Source organism: Lentilactobacillus dabitei (assembly GCF_019061365.1).
Taxonomy (GTDB): domain Bacteria; phylum Bacillota; class Bacilli; order Lactobacillales; family Lactobacillaceae; genus Lentilactobacillus; species Lentilactobacillus dabitei.
Map to the genome: position 1 here is coordinate 1 of NZ_JAHPPD010000047.1, position 22,596 is coordinate 22,596.

24 protein-coding genes and 2 pseudogenes are annotated in these 22,596 nt (G+C 43.2%); 13 read left to right on the top strand and 13 right to left on the bottom strand.

Annotated features, from left to right (window positions below; genetic code table 11):
• Window positions 1-77 precede the first annotated feature (77 nt).
• From KTE19_RS08195 to KTE19_RS08205, 3 genes and pseudogenes are all read left to right on the top strand, one after another.
• Window positions 78-434 (top strand): annotated as a pseudogene (locus tag KTE19_RS08195) (carbohydrate ABC transporter permease); the annotation flags it as partial.
• Window positions 434-1,795, top strand: a complete 1,362-nt coding sequence (locus KTE19_RS08200; protein ID WP_430681878.1) for an ABC transporter substrate-binding protein — start codon at window positions 434-436, stop codon at window positions 1,793-1,795. The pseudogene KTE19_RS08195 and the gene KTE19_RS08200, both read left to right, overlap by 1 nt.
• Window positions 1,796-1,845: 50 nt before the next feature.
• Window positions 1,846-2,550 (top strand): glycerophosphodiester phosphodiesterase family protein, encoded by a 705-nt coding sequence (locus tag KTE19_RS08205; RefSeq protein WP_217342058.1) that lies wholly within the window; start codon window positions 1,846-1,848, stop codon window positions 2,548-2,550.
• A 270-nt stretch (window positions 2,551-2,820) separates the two neighbouring features.
• On the opposite strand, the gene KTE19_RS08210 is transcribed toward KTE19_RS08205, so the two are convergent.
• Genes KTE19_RS08210 through KTE19_RS08220 form a run of 3 tightly spaced genes read right to left on the bottom strand, consistent with a single transcriptional unit; the run spans window position 2,821 to window position 4,508 of the window.
• Window positions 2,821-3,279 carry a nitroreductase family protein gene (locus KTE19_RS08210; protein WP_217165328.1) on the bottom strand — a complete coding sequence of 153 codons (459 nt, stop codon included), beginning with the start codon at window positions 3,277-3,279 and terminating at the stop codon, window positions 2,821-2,823.
• A gap of 32 nt (window positions 3,280-3,311) precedes the next feature.
• Window positions 3,312-4,157: an aldo/keto reductase gene (locus tag KTE19_RS08215; protein WP_217165326.1), complete on the bottom strand. Its 846-nt coding sequence runs from the start codon at window positions 4,155-4,157 to the stop codon at window positions 3,312-3,314.
• 21 nt (window positions 4,158-4,178) lie between these two features.
• Window positions 4,179-4,508, bottom strand: coding sequence for a hypothetical protein (locus KTE19_RS08220; RefSeq protein WP_217165325.1), 330 nt, complete (start codon window positions 4,506-4,508; stop codon window positions 4,179-4,181).
• Between the two features lie 159 nt (window positions 4,509-4,667).
• Between KTE19_RS08220 and hemH the strand changes: the two genes are divergently transcribed.
• The 4 genes from hemH (at window position 4,668) to KTE19_RS08240 (ending at window position 8,848) form a co-directional block, all read left to right on the top strand.
• The gene (gene hemH / locus KTE19_RS08225) at window positions 4,668-5,645 is read left to right on the top strand and encodes a ferrochelatase (RefSeq protein WP_217165323.1); all 978 of its coding nucleotides are present in this window, start codon (window positions 4,668-4,670) and stop codon (window positions 5,643-5,645) included.
• Window positions 5,626-6,951, top strand: a complete 1,326-nt coding sequence (locus KTE19_RS08230) for an Nramp family divalent metal transporter (protein WP_217165320.1) — start codon at window positions 5,626-5,628, stop codon at window positions 6,949-6,951. Before hemH ends, KTE19_RS08230 begins: the two co-directional genes overlap by 20 nt.
• A 138-nt stretch (window positions 6,952-7,089) precedes the next feature.
• A complete protein-coding gene (locus KTE19_RS08235) occupies window positions 7,090-7,851 on the top strand; it encodes a flavodoxin family protein (RefSeq protein WP_217165318.1) in 762 nt (253 codons plus the stop codon).
• Between the two features lie 70 nt (window positions 7,852-7,921).
• Window positions 7,922-8,848 (top strand): nucleoside hydrolase, encoded by a 927-nt coding sequence (locus tag KTE19_RS08240; protein ID WP_217165316.1) that lies wholly within the window; start codon window positions 7,922-7,924, stop codon window positions 8,846-8,848.
• An 88-nt stretch (window positions 8,849-8,936) separates the two neighbouring features.
• Here KTE19_RS08240 and KTE19_RS08245 read toward each other — a convergent pair whose 3' ends face one another.
• The 4 genes from KTE19_RS08245 to KTE19_RS08260 all read right to left on the bottom strand — a co-directional run bounded on the left by KTE19_RS08245 (window position 8,937) and on the right by KTE19_RS08260 (window position 12,566).
• Window positions 8,937-9,977 carry an alcohol dehydrogenase catalytic domain-containing protein gene (locus KTE19_RS08245; RefSeq protein ID WP_217342059.1) on the bottom strand — a complete coding sequence of 347 codons (1,041 nt, stop codon included), beginning with the start codon at window positions 9,975-9,977 and terminating at the stop codon, window positions 8,937-8,939.
• Between the two features lie 469 nt (window positions 9,978-10,446).
• On the bottom strand, window positions 10,447-11,217 hold the full coding sequence (locus tag KTE19_RS08250) for an SDR family oxidoreductase (RefSeq protein ID WP_217163754.1): 771 nt from the start codon (window positions 11,215-11,217) through the stop codon (window positions 10,447-10,449).
• A 267-nt stretch (window positions 11,218-11,484) separates the two neighbouring features.
• Complete coding sequence (locus tag KTE19_RS08255) at window positions 11,485-11,889, bottom strand: hypothetical protein (protein WP_217163756.1); 405 nt, start codon at window positions 11,887-11,889, stop codon at window positions 11,485-11,487.
• Window positions 11,890-12,101: 212 nt separating this feature from the next.
• Window positions 12,102-12,566: a GNAT family N-acetyltransferase gene (locus KTE19_RS08260; RefSeq protein WP_217163757.1), complete on the bottom strand. Its 465-nt coding sequence runs from the start codon at window positions 12,564-12,566 to the stop codon at window positions 12,102-12,104.
• 117 nt (window positions 12,567-12,683) lie between these two features.
• Between KTE19_RS08260 and KTE19_RS08265 the strand changes: the two genes are divergently transcribed.
• Complete coding sequence (locus KTE19_RS08265) at window positions 12,684-13,043, top strand: YisL family protein (protein ID WP_218043480.1); 360 nt, start codon at window positions 12,684-12,686, stop codon at window positions 13,041-13,043.
• Between the two features lie 24 nt (window positions 13,044-13,067).
• Window positions 13,068-13,803 (top strand): annotated as a pseudogene (locus tag KTE19_RS08270) (sulfite exporter TauE/SafE family protein).
• A 211-nt stretch (window positions 13,804-14,014) separates the two neighbouring features.
• Here KTE19_RS08270 and KTE19_RS08275 read toward each other — a convergent pair.
• Together KTE19_RS08275 and KTE19_RS08280 are read right to left on the bottom strand one after the other, a co-directional pair.
• On the bottom strand, window positions 14,015-16,324 hold the full coding sequence (locus KTE19_RS08275) for a glycoside hydrolase family 31 protein (RefSeq protein ID WP_217342060.1): 2,310 nt from the start codon (window positions 16,322-16,324) through the stop codon (window positions 14,015-14,017).
• A 31-nt stretch (window positions 16,325-16,355) separates the two neighbouring features.
• On the bottom strand, window positions 16,356-17,768 hold the full coding sequence (locus KTE19_RS08280) for an SLC45 family MFS transporter (RefSeq protein WP_217342061.1): 1,413 nt from the start codon (window positions 17,766-17,768) through the stop codon (window positions 16,356-16,358).
• A gap of 190 nt (window positions 17,769-17,958) precedes the next feature.
• On the opposite strand from KTE19_RS08280, the gene KTE19_RS08285 reads away from it, so the two are divergent.
• The gene (locus KTE19_RS08285; RefSeq protein ID WP_289427071.1) at window positions 17,959-18,918 is read left to right on the top strand and encodes a LacI family DNA-binding transcriptional regulator; all 960 of its coding nucleotides are present in this window, start codon (window positions 17,959-17,961) and stop codon (window positions 18,916-18,918) included.
• 13 nt (window positions 18,919-18,931) lie between these two features.
• Window positions 18,932-19,090 (top strand): hypothetical protein, encoded by a 159-nt coding sequence (locus KTE19_RS08290; RefSeq protein WP_217163763.1) that lies wholly within the window; start codon window positions 18,932-18,934, stop codon window positions 19,088-19,090.
• A gap of 96 nt (window positions 19,091-19,186) precedes the next feature.
• On the opposite strand, the gene KTE19_RS08295 is transcribed toward KTE19_RS08290, so the two are convergent.
• The 4 genes from KTE19_RS08295 to KTE19_RS08310 all read right to left on the bottom strand — a co-directional run bounded on the left by KTE19_RS08295 (window position 19,187) and on the right by KTE19_RS08310 (window position 20,831).
• Window positions 19,187-19,933, bottom strand: coding sequence for a glucose 1-dehydrogenase (locus KTE19_RS08295; RefSeq protein ID WP_217342062.1), 747 nt, complete (start codon window positions 19,931-19,933; stop codon window positions 19,187-19,189).
• Between the two features lie 120 nt (window positions 19,934-20,053).
• Window positions 20,054-20,260: a type II toxin-antitoxin system PemI/MazE family antitoxin gene (mazE, locus tag KTE19_RS08300; RefSeq protein WP_217163767.1), complete on the bottom strand. Its 207-nt coding sequence runs from the start codon at window positions 20,258-20,260 to the stop codon at window positions 20,054-20,056.
• Window positions 20,261-20,383: 123 nt separating this feature from the next.
• Window positions 20,384-20,695: a hypothetical protein gene (locus KTE19_RS08305; protein WP_217163769.1), complete on the bottom strand. Its 312-nt coding sequence runs from the start codon at window positions 20,693-20,695 to the stop codon at window positions 20,384-20,386.
• Window positions 20,673-20,831: a hypothetical protein gene (locus KTE19_RS08310; protein ID WP_217342063.1), complete on the bottom strand. Its 159-nt coding sequence runs from the start codon at window positions 20,829-20,831 to the stop codon at window positions 20,673-20,675. Before KTE19_RS08310 ends, KTE19_RS08305 begins: the two co-directional genes overlap by 23 nt.
• A 105-nt stretch (window positions 20,832-20,936) precedes the next feature.
• Here KTE19_RS08310 and KTE19_RS08315 point away from each other — a divergent pair, with 105 nt between their 5' ends.
• Both KTE19_RS08315 and KTE19_RS08320 read left to right on the top strand, forming a co-directional pair.
• Entirely contained in the window at window positions 20,937-21,239 is a 303-nt protein-coding gene (locus KTE19_RS08315) for an ArsR/SmtB family transcription factor (protein ID WP_217163773.1), read from the top strand.
• Between the two features lie 127 nt (window positions 21,240-21,366).
• Window positions 21,367-22,527, top strand: coding sequence for an MFS transporter (locus tag KTE19_RS08320; RefSeq protein WP_347339409.1), 1,161 nt, complete (start codon window positions 21,367-21,369; stop codon window positions 22,525-22,527).
• The last annotated feature ends 69 nt before the right edge of the window (window positions 22,528-22,596 follow it).

Here is a 22,596-nt window from a genome sequence, read left to right on the forward strand (position 1 = left end):
AAAAATTCCTTCCTTTTGAGAGACGATTTATTCATTATACGCTCTCTTAAAAGTTGTCTCAGGAATCAGCTTACATCCAATCGTTTAAGCAGATGCCCGCTGAACTAAAGGAGGCTGCGGATATCGAAGGCCTTGGTCATCTTCAATTCTATTGGAAGATTGTGATGCCCTATAACCGAATCCCATTGATCACACTGGGAGCTTACAGTTTCTTAGGTGCTTGGAACCAATACCTGTGGCCAATGTTGACAACCTTCAGTAATTCGTTTCGACCAGTCCAAAATGGGCTGCGCCAGCTGCAGTCAGAGGAAACGTTCAACGATTGGGGCATGATTCAAGCAACTGCGGCTATCGTTGTGATTCCAACCTTGATTGTCCTGTTTGTGGGTCAGCATTACTTCAAATCAGGTGCGAATGAAGGTGCGGTTAAATGATGGGAAAAATTGGTCTATTTTTAAAAAATCACTTGCTTCCAATTATTGCGATTGTTGTGGTTGCCATTGGGGTTGTTTTCGTCAATGCTTCCCACAGTGAAACCAACGCCAAAGCCGGCCGAACCCCAATTGTTTTCTGGCATGAAATGGGTGGCCCTGCTGAACAAGCATTGGATAAGATGGTTGATAATTTTAACAAATCTCAGAATAAGTATGAGGTCATTCCTCAATACGAAGGGGCCTACGATGAAGCGGTCCAAAAGATTATCCAAAGTCATGGGACCAGCGCCTCACCTGCGTTATTTCAATCGTTTGATATTTCAACTGCTCAAATGATGCACAGCAAGTACACGACCCCGGTTCAGAAATTCATTGATGAAGATCACTATGATACCAGCGACATTTCACCAGTTGCCCGCTCATTCTATTCAAATAAGGGGCAACAATTAGCGATGCCATTTAACACGTCGCAGCCAGTGTTGTACTATAACGCAACGTTGTTGAAAAAATATGGCATTACCCCGCCTTCTAAATCGCCTAGTTATAGTGAAATTACGCGAGTCGCTAAGGAATTGTACGCAAAGTCTCACCATAAAGTAAAGGGAATGACGATGGAAATCTATGGCTGGTTGCTTGAAGAGGCTTTAGCTAACGATAAGACCAAGCTGATTAACAACGGCGACGGTCACCAAGGTAACCCAACCAAAATTAATGTGAACAATCCCAACACGGTTAAATTTCTTAAGTGGATTCGGACTAACATCAAATCAGGCGACTTTGTGAACTATGGTTCTGGTGCCAGCGCTGAAACCAATGAAATTGCGGCCTTCCTGGCTGGTAAATCAGGAATTTTCGTTCAGTCGTCAGCCTATATTGGCCAACTAACCACCGGCAATAAGAACAAACTTGGCATTAGCTACTTCCCTCATCCGGATGGGACCAAAGCTAACGGAGTCGGAATTGGTGGTGCGGCCCTGTGGATTTCAAACGATAAACCTGAGAAGGTTCAAAAGGGGGCCTTTGAGTTCATTAAGTACGCTGAAAGTGCTAAGAATCAAGCTAATTGGCAGGTTGCGACCGGCTACTTGGCTTTGAATAAAAAGTCGCAAAAAGAAAAAGCCTTACAGAATCTTTATAAGAAGATCCCAGCTGCCAGAGTTCCCGGTGAACAACTTGCCAGCGCCAAACCGAACAATGCCAACTCGGGAATTTTGATGGAAGGGATGCAATTAACCCGTGAATTAGAAGAAACGGCGATGGAAACGGTCTATAACGGCGGCAATATCGATAGTGCCCTGACGACCGCCAACAAAGCCATGAATGCTAATCTGCTGACCACTAATAAGGCCGATGGTAGATAGGCATCGGCTGATGATGTAGCGAAGAGAGAATGGAAAGGAAGTTATTCAAATTGAAAACGAATACCTTAATTTTTGGTCATCGGGGGTATCCCCACAAGTTTGTCGAAAATTCTCTGGATGGATTTATTTATGCGATTGATCATGGTGTTGAAGGCCTGGAATTTGATGTCCATCTGACCAGAGACAATATCCCGATCATCATGCACGATGAAAAAATCAATCGGACCACTGATGGTAAAGGCAAAATTAATGACTATACATTAGAAGAATTGCGTCAGTTCCATCTCAAAGACGGCCAAAAAATCCCCACTTTAAAAGACTTGTTAATCGTTGCCAATCAACAGCCAGTTCATTTGAATTTGGAGTTTAAGACAAATAAGATTCACTATCCCCACATTGAACAAATTGTGTTGGATATGGTCCGCCAATACGATCTCGAATATCCGGTGATCTATTCTTCGTTTAATCTGGATTCGTTGAAGATAGCTTACCAAATTGATCCAGCTCAGCAGTATTGTTCGCTGGCAGATCATCCAATTTTACACGCCAAGGAATTAATCCAAAAGGAACATTTAGCCGGACTTCATCTTAACCATTATCAGTCGTTGGATAACGTTAAAGAACGAATTTGGACGGTTGATGATCCGCGCAAGCAGGCAAAGTTGTTGGCTGAACATGTGGCTGGCATCATTACCGATAATTTTGAAGAGGCCGAACGGGTTAAGAACAGTGCAATTGCCTTATCACGGGCATAAGTCGTTAACGGCACCTCCAATATACGAAATGGGAAACTCCCAAATTAAACAAAGATTGGGACGAAAGGCGTTTTGATCCCAGAATTTAAGTGAAAAAAGTAATGCATTCTGGTTTTGGAATGCATTACTTTTTTGGCTTAAATGGCCGGGATCAGCCGTTTGTCGCAAGTTTTATCAATGTAAGAATGGCAAAACAAGTTGCATTTATAAATACTTTGCCAACTAATGTCTCAGCCTCATTTGTTTTGTTGTAGAGCTAAAGAGCTCAAATTACTTCACGAAATTGGTCTTAATTCGGTCCAACGAGACTTCTCGCGGCGTAAACTTTTCGGTTGTCTGGCCAACTGTCAACCCAAACACTGGCGTGAAGCCTGTTGGAATCACACCGGCTGGGATTGAACTCAAGCCGCCCATATTATAGTTGGCGCCTAAGCCTTGATCTTCAGCGGCCAGTTCCATGTTGTGAACAATCGTGCCTGCAGAAACTTCCGCTGGTGCGCCGGCATCATTGGCGGAAACTACGATGACCGTTGGCGCTTCATAAATGCCACTCATTTTTGCCAAAGTTGCCGGATCTTGGATAACCGTCAATCGATAATGATCGTATTGGCCCATTGCAACAGGGCTGGCATTAGCAGCTGCCAGAATTTGGTGCAGTTGAAAGTCAGTAATTTGACCATTATATTCTCGAATTGCTTTTCTGGAGCGAATCATTTTTTGTGTTTCCATTAGAAAAACACTCCTTCGCTATTTTTTAGTCACTATTCAAATTCTTCGTATTCATTGGGATCTTGACCATCGACTCGGCCATCTGGTTTGGTTAACTGATTAATCGCTTGAATTTCGTCTGGGGTCAGCTTGAAATCAAAGATGTCCAAATTAGCCCGCTGATGGTTGAGGTTACTTGAACGAGGAATCGGAATGATGTTCCGGTGAGTATGCCATCTCAAAATAATTTGGCCGGCATTCTTGTGATACTTGGTAGCCAAGTCTTGAATAAGCGGTTCCTGTAACGCTGCACTCCCTCGACCCAGGGGACTCCAAGCTTCGGTGACAATTCCGCGCTCAAGATCTGCTTGTAGCATTCGTTCGTTATTCCAATAAGGGTGGGCTTCAATTTGGTTGACGGCGGGGGTGACCCCGGTTTCGCCAATGAGTCGATCGAGATGCGCCGGCTCAAAATTAGAAACACCGATTGATCGGATCAAGCCCCGCTCTTTAGCATCAATCATTGCCTGAAAGGCCTCAACGTAATGATCACGTTTTGGAAGCGGCCAATGGATCAAATAAAGATCAAAGTAGTCCAAACCTAAGCGATAGAGACTCTCTTGAATTGCTTTGGTTGCGTCATGATACTGGTGATACTTGCCTGGCAGTTTGGACGTGACAAAGAAATCTGAACGTGGGAGGCCAGATCGGCGAATCGCTTCACCAACCATTCCCTCGTTATCATAATTGGTTGCCGTGTCCAAGCCCCGGTAACCATCGTGAATGGCGGCTAGCACTTGCTGTAGGCCGTCACCGCCACGAATTTGATAGGTTCCTAATTCAATCTCTGGAATTTTAAAGCCATCGTTCATGATGACTGCTGGTACTTGATTTGCCATGGATAATTACCTCCATCAAAGTTATTTTTCTGGTTTTTTGTGAGTTGGCTGCTGTGGTTTCTTAGGCTTCGGACTCGTTGTGGATTGATGATCAGGTGTTTTGGGTTGATCTTTCAATTTCCTAACGGTAATGTACCACCCTACCTGCATTGACCGGTTGGGATTAATATATTCAACACTCAAACGATAATATTTAGCACAGGGACTTTTTTGGATTAACATATTCTTGGTTTCAAGCGCATCAGCTCTCGTATCAAAACGGAAGTTGCTATTTGTGCTGTAATTACTATGTTTGCCGGGTTCCTTATATTCTTGGTTAAAGAAATCCAGGTACTCCTTGGCATTGTTCAAGGGTTAATCACGTCCTTCCTCAATACTATTGTACTCAATAAATGAACCGATTTCATTGTTCAAGACAAAATGTTTCCTCTGACAGGTTTTTTTCTTGTGGCTAGCGTTTTTTTGAATTGATGAAAGCGATATAATCAAGACATAAGGGGGGGAATCGCGATGTCACAAAACGGGCTGTTACTGGTTAACCTGGGATCACCTAAATCACCAAGTACCAAAGATGTCAAAACTTACTTGAAGGAATTTCTAAGTGACCAAAATGTTGTTACCCTGCCAAAATGGTTTTGGCAGCCATTACTTCGCGGAATGATTTTACCGCTGCGAACTTGGCGGTCGGCTACCTATTACCGGCACATGTGGACCCAAGCAGGTTCACCGTTAACTGTGTATACTGAAATGATGCAGCGGAAGGTTCAGGCAATTTTGAAAGATTGGGACGTTCAGTACGCAATGAACTATGGGGGACCAACGATTGGGGATCGCCTGCGTCAAATGCAGGATAATGGGGATGACCATATTGTGGTGCTGCCCTTATTTCCGAATTACACGCAAAGTACCCATGATACGATCATCGAAAAAGTGAAAGCGTCTGGTGTGCCAACGACAATTATTAAGCATTTTGACGATCAGCCCACTTATCAAAAGATCCTGGCAAGCCAAGTGGACGAGTGCTACGTTCAAAAAAATTATGATACAGTGGTTTTCACGTATCATGGAATTCCGATGTCGATGATCAAAAAAGGTGATCCGTATGAGAAAGAGTGCCAGCAGACAACGGCCAACGTCCAAAAATATCTCCAACAAGTGCCTGACAATAAAGTTCTGACAGTTTTTCAATCTAAATTTGGGCCTATGCCTTGGCTGAAACCATATTTGAAAAACACATTGATGGAATTGGCTGCGACGGGCAAGCGAAATGTGTTGCTTGTCACGCCATCCTTTGTTGAAGATTGCTTGGAAACAATTGAGGAAAATAATGTTCAAAATTATCAAACGTTCAGGTCTAGTGGTGGCAAGGTATTAGATGCTGTGCCACCAATGAATGCCAGTGACGCCTTTTGTCAATTCATTGCGGATCTGAGCAAGCAAAAACTGTGCGAGAATCAGGGGGATGTCAATGAAGGAACAGCAAAATAAAAGTCTGGATGAAATTAATCGGAGTGTCAAGGTTCCTAGTGTGTACGAGTCATCCTTTCTGCAGAAGTTTTTGGCGTATAGTGGGCCAGGAGCATTGGTTGCCGTGGGGTACATGGATCCCGGTAATTGGCTGACGTCGTTATCTGGTGGGAGTCAATATCGATACGAATTGCTGTCGGTGCTATTAATTTCGATCATTGTGGCGATGTTCATGCAGACCTTGGCGATCAAGCTGGGGGTCGTTTCTCGACTGGACTTGGCCCAAGCGATTGCGACCAAGATTCCCCGGTGGGGGCGTTACATACTGTGGGTTATCAATGAAATTGCGATGATGGCGACTGACATGACCGGCGTTGTTGGCACGTCAATTGCATTAAAATTATTATTCGGGTTACCGCTGATCTTTGGTATTTTCTTCACTATTCTTGATGTTTTATTGGTCTTGCTATTTTTAAGATTTGGAATTCGGCGAATTGAATTTATTGTGCTTTTTTCAATATTAGTGGTGGGCGTGATTTTTGGGATTGAAGTTTTCCGGGCTCAACCAAACGTTGGTGAGATTCTTGGCGGCTTGGTTCCCACTTCAAGTATTGTGACGGATCACGAAAAGTTAGTGATGAGCCTGGGGATTGTGGGGGCAACCATCATGCCACATAATGTTTATCTGCATTCGTCGCTGGCGCAGAGCCGTCGATACGATTATCATGACCCCAAGCAAGTGAATGAAGCTTTGCGATTTGGTAAGTGGGATTCAAATGTGCATTTAATCGCTGCGTTTCTGATCAATGCGTTATTGCTCATCCTAGGGGGAACGCTGTTCTTCAATAAAAACGCAAACTTTTCCGCATTTCAGGATGTTTACCATGGGTTGCAAAATTCCGCCATTGTAGGGAGTCTTGCCAGCCCGTTAATGAGCACCTTGTTTGCGTTTGCGTTGCTGATCACGGGGATGATTTCATCGATCACCAGTACGCTAGCGGGGCAAATTGTGATGGAAGGTTACTTGCACATTCGGTTGCCATTGTGGGAACGGCGACTCTTAACCCGGTTTGTGACCTTGATTCCGATTTTGATCATTGGGTTCATCGTTGGCTTCAATGACGATACATTTGAGCAGATGATCGTGTTTGCCCAAATTGCGTTATCAATTGCCTTGCCGTTTACGTTGTTTCCCATGGTGGCGCTCACAAACAACCATGATTTGATGGGTATCCATACCAACCGATTATCAGTGACGGTAGTTGGTTACTTGTTAACGTCAATTATTACCGTTCTCAATATTCAATTTATTTTAGCAATTTTTTAGGACAGCTCCTCAAAGCAGAGATCTCCATGTAAGCACCTCGAACAAAAATTCCCAAACCCGGAATTTCCGTTCGAGGAGACTTACACTCCGATCTCTAACCGCTTTGATCTGCTTACTTATTTTTAGGGGGGTCTTATAGTGAAAGTACTTGGAATTTTAGGATCACATCGAAATGATGGGGTGACCGCTAAAATGCTGGAAACTGTGATGGCCGGGATAGAAGATCCGAACGAAGGCGAAATTATTTACTTAGAGGATTATCCATTTAAGCCGGACCATGGCGACAAGAAGGATCCAGTGTTAGATGAATTGGAACAAAAAATGCTCACTAGCGATGTCTGGGTGCTGGCGGCTCCAACTTATTGGGGTGGCTTGGCAGGCAAAATGAAAGATTTCTTTGACTGCATGCGCCAGCGGTTGGTCCGATTTGACCATACCGGGGCCACTCATCCCGATCGATTTAAAGACAAGCACTATTTAAGTATTACTGACTGTTATACCGGCGCGTTTGAAAACTGGGTCACCGGAGTTACCGACCAAAGTTTTCGAACAATCGATAAAGTGATGACTGCCGCTGGGGTCATTAAGGTTCACGAACTGGTTCTCACTCATACGTGGGGGCTTAAAGAGTTACCGGAAACTAAAAAGCAAACCTGTCTCAAGTGGGGCCGGCGACTAAACACTGTGAAGAAAAGGGATGACAGTACATTGAAACGATATATTGAATTATTCTTTATGATTGCGTTTATGGCCCTGCTGACGATGGGAATTCAGTTTGGCTTTAAATTAGTTCCCAGCCAGGGCTTTTGGCTGCGATACATATCCTTTGTGGTAATTTTTTATGTATTACTGGCATGTATTTTACACTTCTTTACAGTGGTCAAGCACCGGCGCCGTTGAGATTGGCTACTGATAGACTGGCCGCTCGGATTCCTGTATGATGAGATTAATAAACGAGGAGGACATTATTTTGAAAAATGTTTACTTTGACCATGACGGCAACGTCGATGATTTGGTCTCACTACTATTGTTGTTGCAAATGCCAGAAGTTAACCTTACCGGGGTTGGCGTGATTGACGCTGACGGCTATATTGAGGGATCCGTACCGGCTTCTCAAAAGATCATTGCCAGATTCGGTCATGGAAAAGAGATTTCCGTGGCTGCTTCAAATTCACGTGCGGTTCACCAATTTCCTAAAGAATGGCGGTTGAGTTCATTTTCATTTGATGCCTTTCCATTGCTAAATGAGCATGGCCCGGTAAAGGCAGAAGTTGCTGAAAAGCCGGCTCACATAGATATGATTGATAAGCTTCAAAATACCGAGGGCAAAACTGACTTAGTTATGACAGGGCCGCTAACTGATCTTGCTCGGGCGTTAGCAGTTGACCCAACCATTGTGAATAAAATTGAGCGGCTATATTGGATGGGCGGCACCATGCGGACTGAAGGAAACGTTCTGGAGCCTAAGCATGATGGGACGGCTGAATGGAATGCTTACTGGGATTCCGAAGCAGTTAAAACCGTTTGGGATGCTGATATTGATATTCAAATGGTAGGCTTGGAAAGTACCAACCAAGTTCCGTTGAATGCTGATGTCCAGCAGCATTGGGCCAGTCTCCGGCGTTATCCAATGATGGATTTAATTGGCCAAGGGTATGCATTGGTGTCATCATATGAAGCCAACTCAACTTATTATTTGTGGGATGTATTAACCACTGTGGCTAGTCAATACCCAGAGATGATCGAATCTAAGGATATTAAGGGTGATGTGATTGCTCATGGTCCAAGTGCTGGCAGAACCTTCGAAACGGAAACTGGGCGGCCAATTAATTTGGTGACCGAAGTTCATGCTAAGAAATTCTATGACAAAATTGATGAATTATTGACTAAAGAATAGTTCGTAAAAAGTCCTATAAATAAACCCCAGGCCAAAAAATCGCGGCACTCGCTGATTTTTAGGTCTGGGGTTTATTTATACTAATCGGTTAGTCAACAACCACTAATGACTTGATCGCTTCTCGTTTTGCCATTGCTTGGTAAGCGGCATCAATATCGTCAAGATCAAAGCGTTGCGTAAAGACCTTGCCGGGATGAATATCACCATCTAAGACAGCCTTCAGAAGAACTGATTTATCGTAGGTTGTAACAGATGCTGGGCCACCAGCAACGGCTAAGTTACTGTAAAATGGACCGGTGAGATCAGTCTTTGGGGTATGCGGCAAGCCGACTCGACCAACAATTGCGCCAGGACGGGCAACTTTCATAGCTGTGTCCGTTGACAATTCACTACCGACACATTCTAAGACTACATCAGCCCCTGCATCATTCGTTAAACTCATGACTTTGGCAACCGCTTCGTCACCGCGTTCTGCGACGATATCAGTGGCGCCAAATTCAGTTGCCAGCTTTTGGCGGTCTTCGTGGCGGCTCATGTCAATGATTCGTTTAGCACCACGCATCTGGGCAGCAATCACGCCACAAAGGCCTACCGCACCGTCACCAACAACGACGACAGTATCGCCGGTTTTGACATTAGCGACGCGGGCGGCATGATAGCCGGTGGCCATGACGTCTGCTAAGGCCAATAGGGAATTGAGCATGCCATCACTATAATCTTCAGGCTTGCCGGGAATTTTAACTAGTGACCATTCAGCGTGTTGGTAGCGAACGTACTCAGCTTGGTAACCGGAACTAAAGTTATCGCGATGGCTTTGGCAACTGCCTTCATATCCGGCGCGACATGCGGCACAGTGACCGCAACCGTGAGTAAATGGGGCGATTACGAAATCGCCAGGCTTCACAGTGGTAATGGCTTGACCAACTTCTTCGACAATTCCAATTGCTTCATGGCCGCTATTTTCCGAATTTGGTTCTTTGGATTCAAGGTCCCGATAGGCCCACAAATCAGAACCACAGACGCAGGCTCGCAAGACGTGAATAATGACATCGTCAGCCTTATGAATGGTTGGCTTCTCAATGTTTTGAATTTTGACTTTTCCAGGTTTAACAAAGATGGTTGATTTCAAATTTCTATCCCCTTTGAATTTGTTTGGATACAAATTAAGTTTAACACAAGGGATGGGATGCAAAGAAAAAGAGCCGGCAAATGAGGTGATTTTCCGCCGACTCCTTTGAAATTAGTTCGTTGAATTAATGAAATGGGGCATGAGGCAGCCTCAATTGGACTGCTCCTCCAAGAAGTAAGTACTTTGGATAAATTCTAAACTCCGGAATTCCTCGGCTCCATTGCCGAATAGTGCTCCGCAAAGCAGAAGTCTACGCATAAGCACCAACAACAAAAATCCCCAAAAACGGGATTTCTGTTGATGGCGACTTATGCTCCGACTTCTAAGCGCTTTGCTCCGCACACTTTGATTAAACGTGTTCACCCAAGCAGCAATCTGCATGTAAGCACCTTTGAAAAAATTCCAAACCCAGAAATTCCTCCAAAGGCGACTTACACTCCGATTGCTAACCGCTTGGCCTCACACTCTATTACATTGATGTCCAGCCGCCATCCGCTGTAATCACTGCGCCGTTAACAAATTTGGATTGATCTGAAGCTAAGAACAAGGCAACTTGGGCGATTTGCTCTGGCTTACCACCTGGTGCGGTCATGCCGCCAATTGCGGTGAGAGCTTTCATGCCAAGTTCATCGGGATCATTAATGGTCTTTTGAATGTTAGTGGCAATATTACCTGGAGCAATCGCGTTTGCACGAATGTTATGGTAAATGCCATAAGTGGCAGCAATATTCTTCGTCAAACCAATGATGCCGTGCTTGGTTGCAGTATAAGCAACACCACCACGAGAGCCGAACAAGCCGCCGACGGATGCCATGTTAATAATTGTTCCGCCATCTTTTTGATCCAACATATATTTGATAGCTTCACGAGCAGCCTTGAATGGTCCAGTTAAGTTGATTGCCAATACTCGGTCCCAAATATCATCAGTCGTATTTTCAACCGTTTTAATATTATCAACGATACCCGCGTTATTAACTAAGATATCGACTTTGGAATAAGTATCAACCGTTTCCTTAACCATATTAACGATGTCATCTTCTTTGGCAACGTTGGCAATAACGGTGCTGGTTGAGTCACCTGCAGAATCAATTTCGGCTGCGGTTTGTTTCAAGCCGTCCGGATTGATATCTGCCAACATCACCTTGGCACCTTCTTTAACGAACAGTTCAGAAATTTGACGACCCATACCGGAACCTGCGCCGGTAACAATTGCAACTTTGTCCTTTAGTAAATCAGCCATAATGATCTTCCTTTCGATTAAAACTAAACGGTTATCTATATCAACACCTTTAGTTTATATATGGAAGCGCTTTATCGATTATTTTGAATTGTGGAAATTCCCGTTTGATTAGGAATTGCCAGTCGATTCAATCCATAAAAAAGCGGCTAACCTCCTGAGAAGGCTGCCGTTGGAAGATTGATGATGATTGATTAAATGCATAAATATAACTAAAAAGTTATTGGTAACTACAAGCTCACTCAGAAATTCTCATAATTCAATAACCGGCTACTTACTATTATCGATAGCGGACTGATTCGAAGTATAAACAATTCGATATTTCAAGACGTTAGTTGCTGTTTTGTTTGAATTAACTGACGTCCATTTTCCTTGGGCCTTCTGATAAATAAACTTCGGTGTTGTGCCACTCAGCTGAACAAAGTATTTCTGATCACCGGACTTGCGAACCCGATAAACTTTGGTTCGACTAGTTGGTGATAATTGTTCTGATGAAGGAGCTGTTTTGTTATAGGCGGTTACGGATTGCCTAATCATGTCTTTATACTGGTTGGTTTGGTGACTCTTCATGATGATACCGACGATTCCTGCAATCACAACTAACACCATAATTGATAACATGATCCACAAAACATTGGCCCGTTTAGCGTTTTGTACTTTTTGTTTTTCGTTCATTGCTAATCACCCCACGATATTAATATGTGCGATTCCATCCATGTCTAATTTAGCACAAGGTAGGATTGGTTGAAATGAATGTGACTAAACTAGATTGGAATAATAGGTATTTTGATTCTAATGGAAGTAGTTATCCGAGCTAATGATTATTGGTTGGAAAACACATGTGTTCCATTCTAGATTAGGAAAGCTGGTTTCCGGTTAATGACACATTAAAGATATTTCCGCAACCGAACCATATCCTTTAACACTAACTTGTTTTCGATAATGGGTTCAGCATAATTGCGAGTGAAAAAATCTTGATCAATCGCAACCAATCGGAAACCATTTTTTTGATAGACGTACAATTGGCCGAAGCTGGTGCTGCCAGTGCCAATTTCGATGACCCGATAATGACGATCTTTTGCCCAGTTGGTTGCGAAGTTTAGTAGCTTGCTGCCAATTCCTTGATTTTGGTAGGTGGACGCAACGGCAATATTGACGATTTCAATTGTTTCCGGTCGGGTTTCAATTAAAATTAAGACGCCGACCAAGACGCCGTTGATGTTGGCTTCAAAATTGATTGACCGTTTTAAATAAGTATCGACGAGCTGTTTGGCCGGATCAGCCGTTAGTAATAAGTCATAGTGCCGACTACTTGCTTGTGTAAAGGGCTGAATTTCCAATTGATTATTCATGAACTGACTCCTATCAACGGTTTTAAATTGATCATAAGCGCTGACGGTTATAAATCAACTGGGAAAGACTATAATGAACTTCGTACATTGCGAAAATATTTTAAGGAGGCCATTGTTTTGCTATGGATTAATATTCATTTAATTTCATGGGTCTTATTAGTTATTGCTGTTATTCTTGCCTTTTCTTTTAAGGATAAGTTGGCAACCATTTTTATGATGATTACCAGAGTCCTTTACATTCCGATTTTGCTTTCGGGTGGTTTTTTGGCTTGGTATCGGATCCCTAAAGCGCCAGTTAGCGGTATTGTGAAGCTGTTGTTAGGGATTGCTGTTATTGCACTTATTGAGATTAGTTTCGCTCGTAAAAGTCGGCATGCAGGGTCTAAGTCACTCTATTGGACCTTGATTGGGGTCTTCGTGGTTACCACGATCTTCGGCTTTTATTTGGCCGGCTGGTATCCAATTGCTTGGCGCTAAAATTAAGGTTGGAGGCTAATTCCAATGGATATTATCTTTTTGATTTTGGCTGGATTTATTATTGGGACAATTGTCATTACCCTTGGAGGTGGGGGGAGCGGCGTACTACCTGGGGATTTTAACCACGATCTTTGGCTTGGGTCCGGCAAGTGCGGCCGCCACTTCTTTGGTAACCGCATTTCCATCCTTGCTCATTGGGTCGTACTCTTACTTTCGCCTTCACAAGATTCATTTTAAAATTGCCTGGCGAATGATTCTAGCAGCCGTTCCTGCCGTTATTGTGGGATCACTTGTCTCGCCATATATTCCCGAAAAAATTTATTCATACATCATCGGCGGTATTTTAGCCTACATCGGCATTCAGCTCTTATTTGAATCAAAGCAGACACCCAAACAAAGCAGAAGTGCCGTTGCGGTGATCTATGGCATTATCGGCGGCTTGATGGTTGGAGTTGGCGGTTTAAGTGGCGGCGGTCCCATTATGGCGGGATTGTTGGTCATGGGAGCCGACATGGTGACCGCCGCGGCAACCTCTTCACTGGTTTTGGTCACGATGACGTTTGTTGGCATTTGTTTTCACCTACAAGCGGGTAACGTTGATTGGCAAGTTGGCATTTGGATCATGCTTGGCGCAGTGTTGGGCTCATTTCTCGCACCGATCCTTCTCAATCGATTGAACCCAGCAAAGTTTACTAAGTATGTTAAGCCAATTTTGGGCGTCCTTTTGGTTGTGATGGGTGGCTTTACAGCATTAAAGTGACTGACTTGCCAAGGTAAAATTAAATGTGGCTGAGACATGAGTCGACAAAGCGTTTATAATGCCAATTTGGCTTTCCCTTCTTATATTGATAAAACTTGTGACAAACGGTTGATCCGAGAATTTAAGCCAAAAAAAGTCATGCATTCCAAAACCAGAATGCATGACTTTTTTCACTTAAATTCTGGGATTAAATCGCCTTTCGTCTCAATTTTTATTTTTCTTGGTAACGATTACTTGCAGCATCATAGCTTAAGATAACCTGTTTATCCGGCAACTCCACCGTAATCTTTTTGTACGCCGGTTTGAATCCATGATGGGGTAACTGAACTGATACCTGGTCATCATTTACGGATAGCGTATAGTGGTTGAATTCACCAGCTTGATACTTAAAGTCAGTGCCGTCATCTTGGTAATGATCGTAGCTACCTTGATCACCAAAGACTTTAAACGTCATGGCTTTATCAGGTTCGTCTGAAATATGGTCAACTGGATTTCCCCAAGGAAGGATTGTGTTCTTCTTGATGAACAATGGTAATTTATCCAGTGGGGCATTGACGACAATGTCTTGGTTGCCGGTATACTGGCGGTTATTCCAGAAATCAACCCAATCACCGGCCGGTAAGTAAACCAAGCGCTTGGTTTCCGACTTTTCGACAATTGGGGTAACCAAAACGCTGTCGCCAACCATAAATTCATCATTGAGATCACGCACCCGGGGATCATTGTCATAGTTTAAAACTAATGGTCGCATGACTGGGAGACCGCTCTTAGTGCCCTTCTCAAACAGATCATATAAGTAGGGGATGAAGCGATATCGTAGCTTGACGAATTTGCGATAAATTGAAAGGGTTGGTTCGCCAAAGCTCCAAGGCTCTTGATGACGAGTCCCCATGGCAGCGTGGTTTCTCATTAAGGGGCTAAAGACTGCTGCTTCAATCCAGCGGGTTAATAGTTCCGCGTTGGTGTCGGAGCCAAAGCCACCAATATCAGTACCGGCAAAGCTAAAACCACTCATGCCCAAATTACATAGTTGGGGAATCATCATTTGAATGTGGGGCCAAATACTACGATTGTCGCCGGTCCAAACGGTTGAATATTTTTGGGTGCCTGCATAAGCTGCCCGGGTGATAACGTAAGGCCGCTTATCTTGGTATTTCTTCAAGCCATCGTAAGTTGCCTTGGCCATATTGTGGCCGTAAACGTTGTGCATCTTCTTGTGGGTTGATTGCCTATCTTGATCGCTAAAGACAACCTCATCTGGAATGGGTCCTTCAAAGGAAGCCGGTTCGTTCATGTCGTTCCAAATACCACCAACGCCAATATCAGTTAGGAATTTGTCGTTGTGAGCCCACCACTTACGAACTTCTGGCCGGCCAAAGTCTGGGAAGGCGGAATCACCTGGCCAAACTTTATTGATGTAGACTTTGCCATCTGGTGATTTTACAAAGTAGCCCTTCTTAATGCCGTCAACATAAACATCGTAATCCGGATCCTTTTTAACGCCGGGGTCAATGATTGGGATCGCCTTAATCCCTTGCTTTTTCAAGCTGGTCACAAATTTTTTCGGATCACCTTGATATTTGTCCTTATCCCAGGTAAAGACCCGATAACCCCGCATGTAATCAACATCAAAGTGGATGGCGTCGCAGGGGATGTCGTACTTTTTCAAACTGTCAGCGATTTCTTGAACTTCTTGTTGGCTGGCACTGTAACCCCAACGAGATTGCTGATAACCAAGGGTCCACTTTTGTGGTAGTGGGACTCGGCCAGTTAAGTAGGTGTAATTGCTAATAACCTCTTTTAAAGTCTTACCACCGAGAACGTAGTAGTCAAGGTTGCCGTCAACAGCCGAGTAGAAGTAATAGTTGGGACTTTCTTTACCCATATCGAAGTGGCTCTTGTAAGGATTATCAAAGAAGAGCCCATAGGGATGGCCGTTCTTGAGCCCATACATGACTGGAATTGATTTGTACAACTTGGTAAAGTTCTCCATTTGGGGTGCCGGATTGTCGGTGTTCCAGTTATCATATTCAAAGCCGCGTTTATCCAAGTAACCGGTCTTATCTCCTAAACCGTAAAGGTGCTCATCGGCAGCGAGTGATTTAACGACTTGAAAATAGCTACTGTCGGCTCCAGTGGTTGAGCCGGAAACACTGTGACCTTCTGCTTCCACGAGGCATTCATGGACTTTATCGACGCCCTTATCTAACAGTTGACGTTTGCCACGGTAGTCAATGGCTAATGGATTGCCAGTAGCGTCATAAATATCGACGTGTTGATCAGAGTCGATTTTTACTAATAAATCAGCTGTGGTTAATTCGTAGTGATCGCCGACGGCTTTGAGAGTAAAATCAGTGGGTTGTTCTTTTTTGCCCTCAATCGCATATGATTGACCAGGATCACCGCGGTTTTCAAATACCCGGATAATAGCAGATGTTAAGACGGATAACTGTAAGTCGTGATTTGGAAAGGCAAAGATGATTGTTTGCCCAGTTTGATTGTATTTTGGTAGTTGTGACATGTTATTCCTTCCTTTTTTGGTTATTGGGTTGTTATACTTTATCGATTTGTGGAGCATCTTGCTTAATGACACTAATAGCAATTGTCGCGATCAGCATTGAAATCCCGGCTATTAACATCATACCAGGCATTGATTTGCCAACCAATTGGAACACGATAAAGCTGGCAACTGAAGCGAGGATTTGTGGTAAACAGATGGTACCGTTGAAAATACCGATATAAGAACCTTCGTTAGAACCATTCAATGATGACGTGAAGATATTGAATGGTTCAACGTGAACTGTAAAGAAACCGATACCGATTAAGCAGAATGGAACGATCAATAGATACTGGTTATGAATGAAGAATACCCAAATTAAACCAATTGCAAAGCTTAAGAGGCCAAAGCGATACCAGTTCTTTCGTTTATAAGGATTGGTGTGTGATAAAATCAAGAAACCATAAAGGACAGCGGCCATTGACTGGATAAATGTTAAAATACCATACCAGTTGCCGGCAGCTTGATAGCCTGCTGAAGTGGCATTAGTTGTGTGCCAAACGTTTTGGGCGATGGCACCGGTTGTGTAAGTCCACATATATTGAATTCCAATCCAAGCAAACATCTGAACTAAGGCAACTTCCCATAAGGCTTTTGGTGCTTCTTTAATTAGTTGCCAAATTGGCTTGGATTTCTTGTGGGTGTTGGGATCGATGTGGTGATAGAGGGCATAGGTTTCTGGATCGTATTCCTTTACTTCGTGGATGGTATAGGCAGAGATTCCGAGGAGAATTGCGGCGCCAATGTAGGAGGCCAAACGAACAGAGAGCGGTACTACGCCTCGTTTTGCGGTGTTGGCAACTCCAAAGTAGGTTAAGACAAACGGTAAGATAGTGGCCAGTACACCACCGAGGTTACTGAAGGCTTGTTGCCAAGACCAAGCTTTATCTTTCTGACTTTCGTTTACCATGTCACCGATGATCATCCGGAATGGCTGCATACAGATGTTACTGGATAAATCCATCAACGAAATTGCAATTGCACCAAATAATAGTGCAGCCAGCGATGCATAACCGAAGCCAAATGACCCAGCGTTTGGTAATAGAATCATAACAATAGCGGCAATTGGTGCTGCAAATAATAGATAAGGCATTCGTCGCCCAAATCTGGTCCAAGTCATATCAGAATATTTGCCAACTAGTGGTTGAACGATTAACCCAGCTAGCGGCGGTAAAATAAAGAATAATCCCAGCTTGGTTGGATCGGCACCAATTGTCTGGAAAATCCGGCTCATTTGTGATGATTGCAAGGAAAAGGCCACGTTGACACCACAGAAACCAAATGTGATGGCAAATAGTGTTTTCATTGGTAAATTTGGCAAGCTATTGGCGATTCGATTCGTTGACTTCTTAGGTACGGAAGTTGCAGTTGAATGTCCGCCAGCCAAATGGGTTGTTGATTGATTCATGATCTCATCTCCCAATTTATTAAATGTGGAATCATTTCAACAACATCATCGTAGCACTTTGTGTAAACGTTTACAATGCTAATTATACGCAAAAGAAAACGTTTACTCATTTCAAGAGTGAAATGCTGTATAATAGAATTACTGATTAAGGAGAAATTGGGTGATTTAAACGAAACCAACAATTAAGGACATTGCGGCGCAGGCAAATGTTTCGATTGCGACCGTTTCCCGGGTACTGTCAAACAAACATGGCACTTACAGCGAGCAAACTAAAATTAAAATTTTGAAAATCGCCAAAGAATTAGGTTATCGTAAGAACACGGTAGCTATGGATTTAGTTAAGCAGCGAGCTGATGAAATTGCGGTGATTATTAACGCAACGCCAACGAATTTTTCAAATATGATCTTAAGTGGGATTCAGCAGCGGGCTAATGAATTAGGGCAAAGAGTGATTATTTTATATGCTGGCAACCGAAATACTGATATGCAGCATCAAGCCATTACGACTGCTCTCGAGCGTTCCGTATCGGGAATTTTATTGTTGGCTATAGAACCTGATGAAGTGGACTTAGACCTGTTAAGGGAATCCAGAGCCCCGTTTTGTTTTGTCTCATTGTATCTGGGCTATAAGCAGATACTGTCGATCAGTTCTGACAATAAAAAGTTGGCTTATCAAGCAACTGAGTATCTCATTAGGCATGGACATACTCAAATTGGTTTTGCCGGAATTGATGATTATCACACTGGGAGCCAGCGAGTGCTTGGTTATCAAAATGCGATGAGGGATCATGGGTTGACTAGCAATCCCGCGTGGATCAAAAAGGGTGATTACAGTTATGAATCAGGGAGGCGATTGCTGTCAGAATTCCTTCCGCTGGATGTTACGGCGATTATTGCTGCCAGTGATATGGTGGCTGTGGGCTTATTAAATGCGGCCCAGAAAAAGAAAATTTCGGTACCAGACCAACTATCGATTGTTGGAATCGATGGGACATTTATCTGTGAAGTTACCACGCCACCACTCACCAGTGTTACCCAGGATTTCCATGAAATTGGTGTTCGTAGTGTGGATAAGGTGTTGGGTAAAGACGTTAAAACATTTGTACCAACGAAGATTGTGGAGCGGGGTAGTGTGAGAGAAATTAATTAAGGAGTGATTGGCCATGACTAACAAAACCAAGAAACTAATCGAGTTTAAGCATGCTGATGATGAGAAGGCTAGGGTTGATTTGGTGAGGTCAGTATATAATAGCGATGTGCCAATATTAAGTGACCCTCAAACAATTAAAAACTATTTGTCTGAGAATCAAGAGAAATCATAGTTTGTTCCTGTGCCCTTTGAGGCGCGTTAAGCAAATAAGATCAAAAAATGGTTCACCCAATTTAGGATGAACCACTTTTTGTAATTAACCATCGGCTTATTGAGCAATAAACCCACCATCGACAACGAATTCAGAGCCGGTTGCGAATTTCGACTCTTCAGATCCTAAGTAAACGCAAAGTTCACCGATATCTTTTGGTTCGCCAATGTGTTTCATTGGGGTAATTGAAGCAAGTTGCTTAACGGATTCTCGTGGCAAAATCGGGGTATCGATAAATCCGGGGTGAACCGAATTAACCCGAATATTGTAGTCATTGGAGGTTGCATCCAAGGCAGCAGCTTTCGTCATTGCCCGGACACCGCCTTTGCTGGCATTATAGGGACCGCCAGTTGGGACGCCGACAAATCCTTCGATAGAAGAAATGTTGATGATCGAACCGCCACCGCTCTTAAGCATGGCGTTCATTCCGTGCTTGATGCCCAAGAAAGTTCCTGTAAGATTGATCGCAATGATCCGATTCCAATCGGCCAGTTTAAGCTTGTTAATTGGAACCGCAACTGGTGGCACTCCGGCGTTATTAACAACGATGTTCACCTTGCCAAATTTATCTTCAGTAGCTTGAATAACCTTCTCCCAGTCAGCTCCCTTGGAGACATCTTGTTGAACAAAAAGGGCATTGTCCGCACCAAATTTGGCAACAGCGGCCTTGCCACCGTCCACATTGTGGTTGGCAGTCAAAACAACTTTAGCGCCTTCACGAACGTAGCATTCCGCAATTCCTAAACCAATTCCGGCAACCCCGCCGGTAATGATAGCAACTTTATCTTTTAAACGATCTGTCATGAAATCTCCTCCTTTCCTTACATTGTATCTAGTTTCACATGAAGCAAGAAGGAATTTGATTCTAAAAATGAGTCGCCCAAATTAACCCAGCTAAATCGTCAAACATATAAAGAAACTAGTTTAAATTTTTTCACGCCCCGTTAAAGAGTCGCTAAATTTTTCGTTAATGTGTGGGAACTTATGGTCATCAAATGGATTGCTCATCTTTGGCACGTAGTAAAAGGAGCCATTACGTCCTTTTACGGCAATCACTTCGGTACCTGGTTTGATTCCAAACTTTTTAGGAACGGTGACAACCAATGAGTTTCCTTGCTTGTGGACTTTCATAGTATGACCTCCTCGTATTCATAAATGAACTGTATCAATTTTTCCGTGATGAGGCCACTAATCTGTACAAAAATTTTGTTTCGGCAAATTTATGTGATTGTTAGGATAATGACCAGCTATTTTTCACCAAGGCTCCACCAACTGTGAATTAGCCTCTACCTGTAGTAAGACCTTCCCTTTGTTAGCAATTGTCCAGACATAATAATCCCGTTTGATTTCTTCTGGGAATTCCAACCAATTATTTGCTGGGTTGCGTAATTGATTTGTGAGCCGCTGATCAGTGGGATTAAGTTCAATGGCTGGGACGACCATTTCAGTTTGGTGATTCAAGCGGACAGGAACATTATCGATTTTATAAAGCTTGTAATGGTCAGCCAAATTGGTGGGAAGCGTAGCAGTGCCAGCGATCGGATCATACTGGTAGCTGCATGTCATACTGGGCTGTTCGACCATGGAGCCAGGTTGGGGTGGTCGTTTGATAGGCAGAACTTGAGAGACTCATTTGACTCAATAAAATGCCAGCGATGACGAACATCATAAATGCAATCAAGAATATCATTTGATAGCCCATGGTGACCCCTCCAATCAGCCGTAACGAAAATTAGTTATTCTTCACCCTCATGTTACAACTAATACTTAGGGTTGCAATTATAAAAAGGAGTTGTATGATAGTTTTATGAATATCAAACAATTATCTCCAGATGTTAGTGAAACCCAGTTTAAGCAGCAAATCTTCTTTGCATTATCAGATCCTGGGCGCTACAAGATTGTTCAAATGTTATATGACGTGGGCCATGAAATGGGGTGTGGTGAACTTAATCAACACGTTGAAATCGACAAATCTACTATGTCATATCATTTGAGAACGTTACGAGAGGCTGGTATCACAACGACCAGAACTCAGGGGCGGGAAAAATATGTCACCTTGAATGTTGCCAAGATCGAAGCCGAATTACCTGGTTTACTGGAAAACTTATGATGAATGTGCTCTTTGATGAGCATATTTTTTTGGAATAATTGTTTGATATATATAAAACTATAAAACAAGCCGAGCTCTTATTTGATAGTTTGGCTATTCAATAGGGCACATAGAAAGAGGTAACCTCGTGAAAAAATATTCGCTTATTTTCTTTTTAACCATGTTCTTAATTGGAACGGACACATTTTTGATTTCTCCACTTTTACCAACGCTCAGTCATTTATATGGTATCTCGACTTCAGTTTCTGGATGGATGGTTTCGGCTTACGCAATTGGATATGCGGTTTTTGCGTTATTTTCTGGACCAATCTCTGATGGCCGGGATCGGAAAAAAGTGATGATTTGGGGACTATTAGCCTTTGCAATTTCGACATTCTTATGTGGATTTGCGTTTAATTTCCCATTGATGCTGCTGTTTCGGCTACTAGCTGGCATTAGTGCCTCATTTGTGACGCCGCAAGTTTGGGCTTCTATTCCAGTAGTTGTGGATAAAGCAGACATCGTTAAAGTCATGGGATATGCGACGGCAGGACTGTCAGTATCTCAGTTAGTGGGAATCCCGATTGGTAGCTATCTGGCCGCAGTCTCGTGGCACACGCCATTCTTTGTGATTTCAACGTTGGCAGTTATCCTGTTAGGATTACTGATCTTTGTCTTACCAGAATTAGAGATTGGCCAGCGTGAACATTTTTCCTTTATTAAAACCTATACAAAGGTGTTTAGCAATAAGCGGGCTCTCAGCTATCTCTTTGCCTATTTTGTCTTCCAGACCGGGTCCTTCACGGTGATGACATTTATTTCAACCTGGTTTACAAAAAGCTTTAATCTAACCCTTGCTGGAGTGGGAACGGCGATGATTGCGATTGGTGGCGGTAATCTGGTGGGGTCACTCTTTGGCAGTCGAATTGTTGATTGGTTAGGGTTGCAGAGATCATTCCTATATGAATTACTTGCCCTAATTGGGCTATATTTGGTGATACCTTTCGTACATATTTTCTGGTTAGCGGAGGTGTTGCTTACTTTCACATTTTTAGTCAATGGTTTTATCTTCCCACTATTTATGGCAACGCTTCAGAGTACTGCCAAGGATGCGCGAAGTACGATCTCCTCGTTATCAAACGCGGCAATGTATTTCGGTGAGACGATTGCAGGAATTGTTGGCGGTGTTTTGTTTAATCAATTTAATGGTTTTTCGGCAATCTCATTATTTGCGTTTCTGATGATCGGTATTTCGGTTATCTTATACAGTAGTTCTGGTATCTTTCGCCGGCAGAAACGTAAGCATTAAATAACTGGACGTCTACTTCGTAGACGTCTTTTTGAGTACCATAGAATTATTAATTAAGTATGAGGTGAT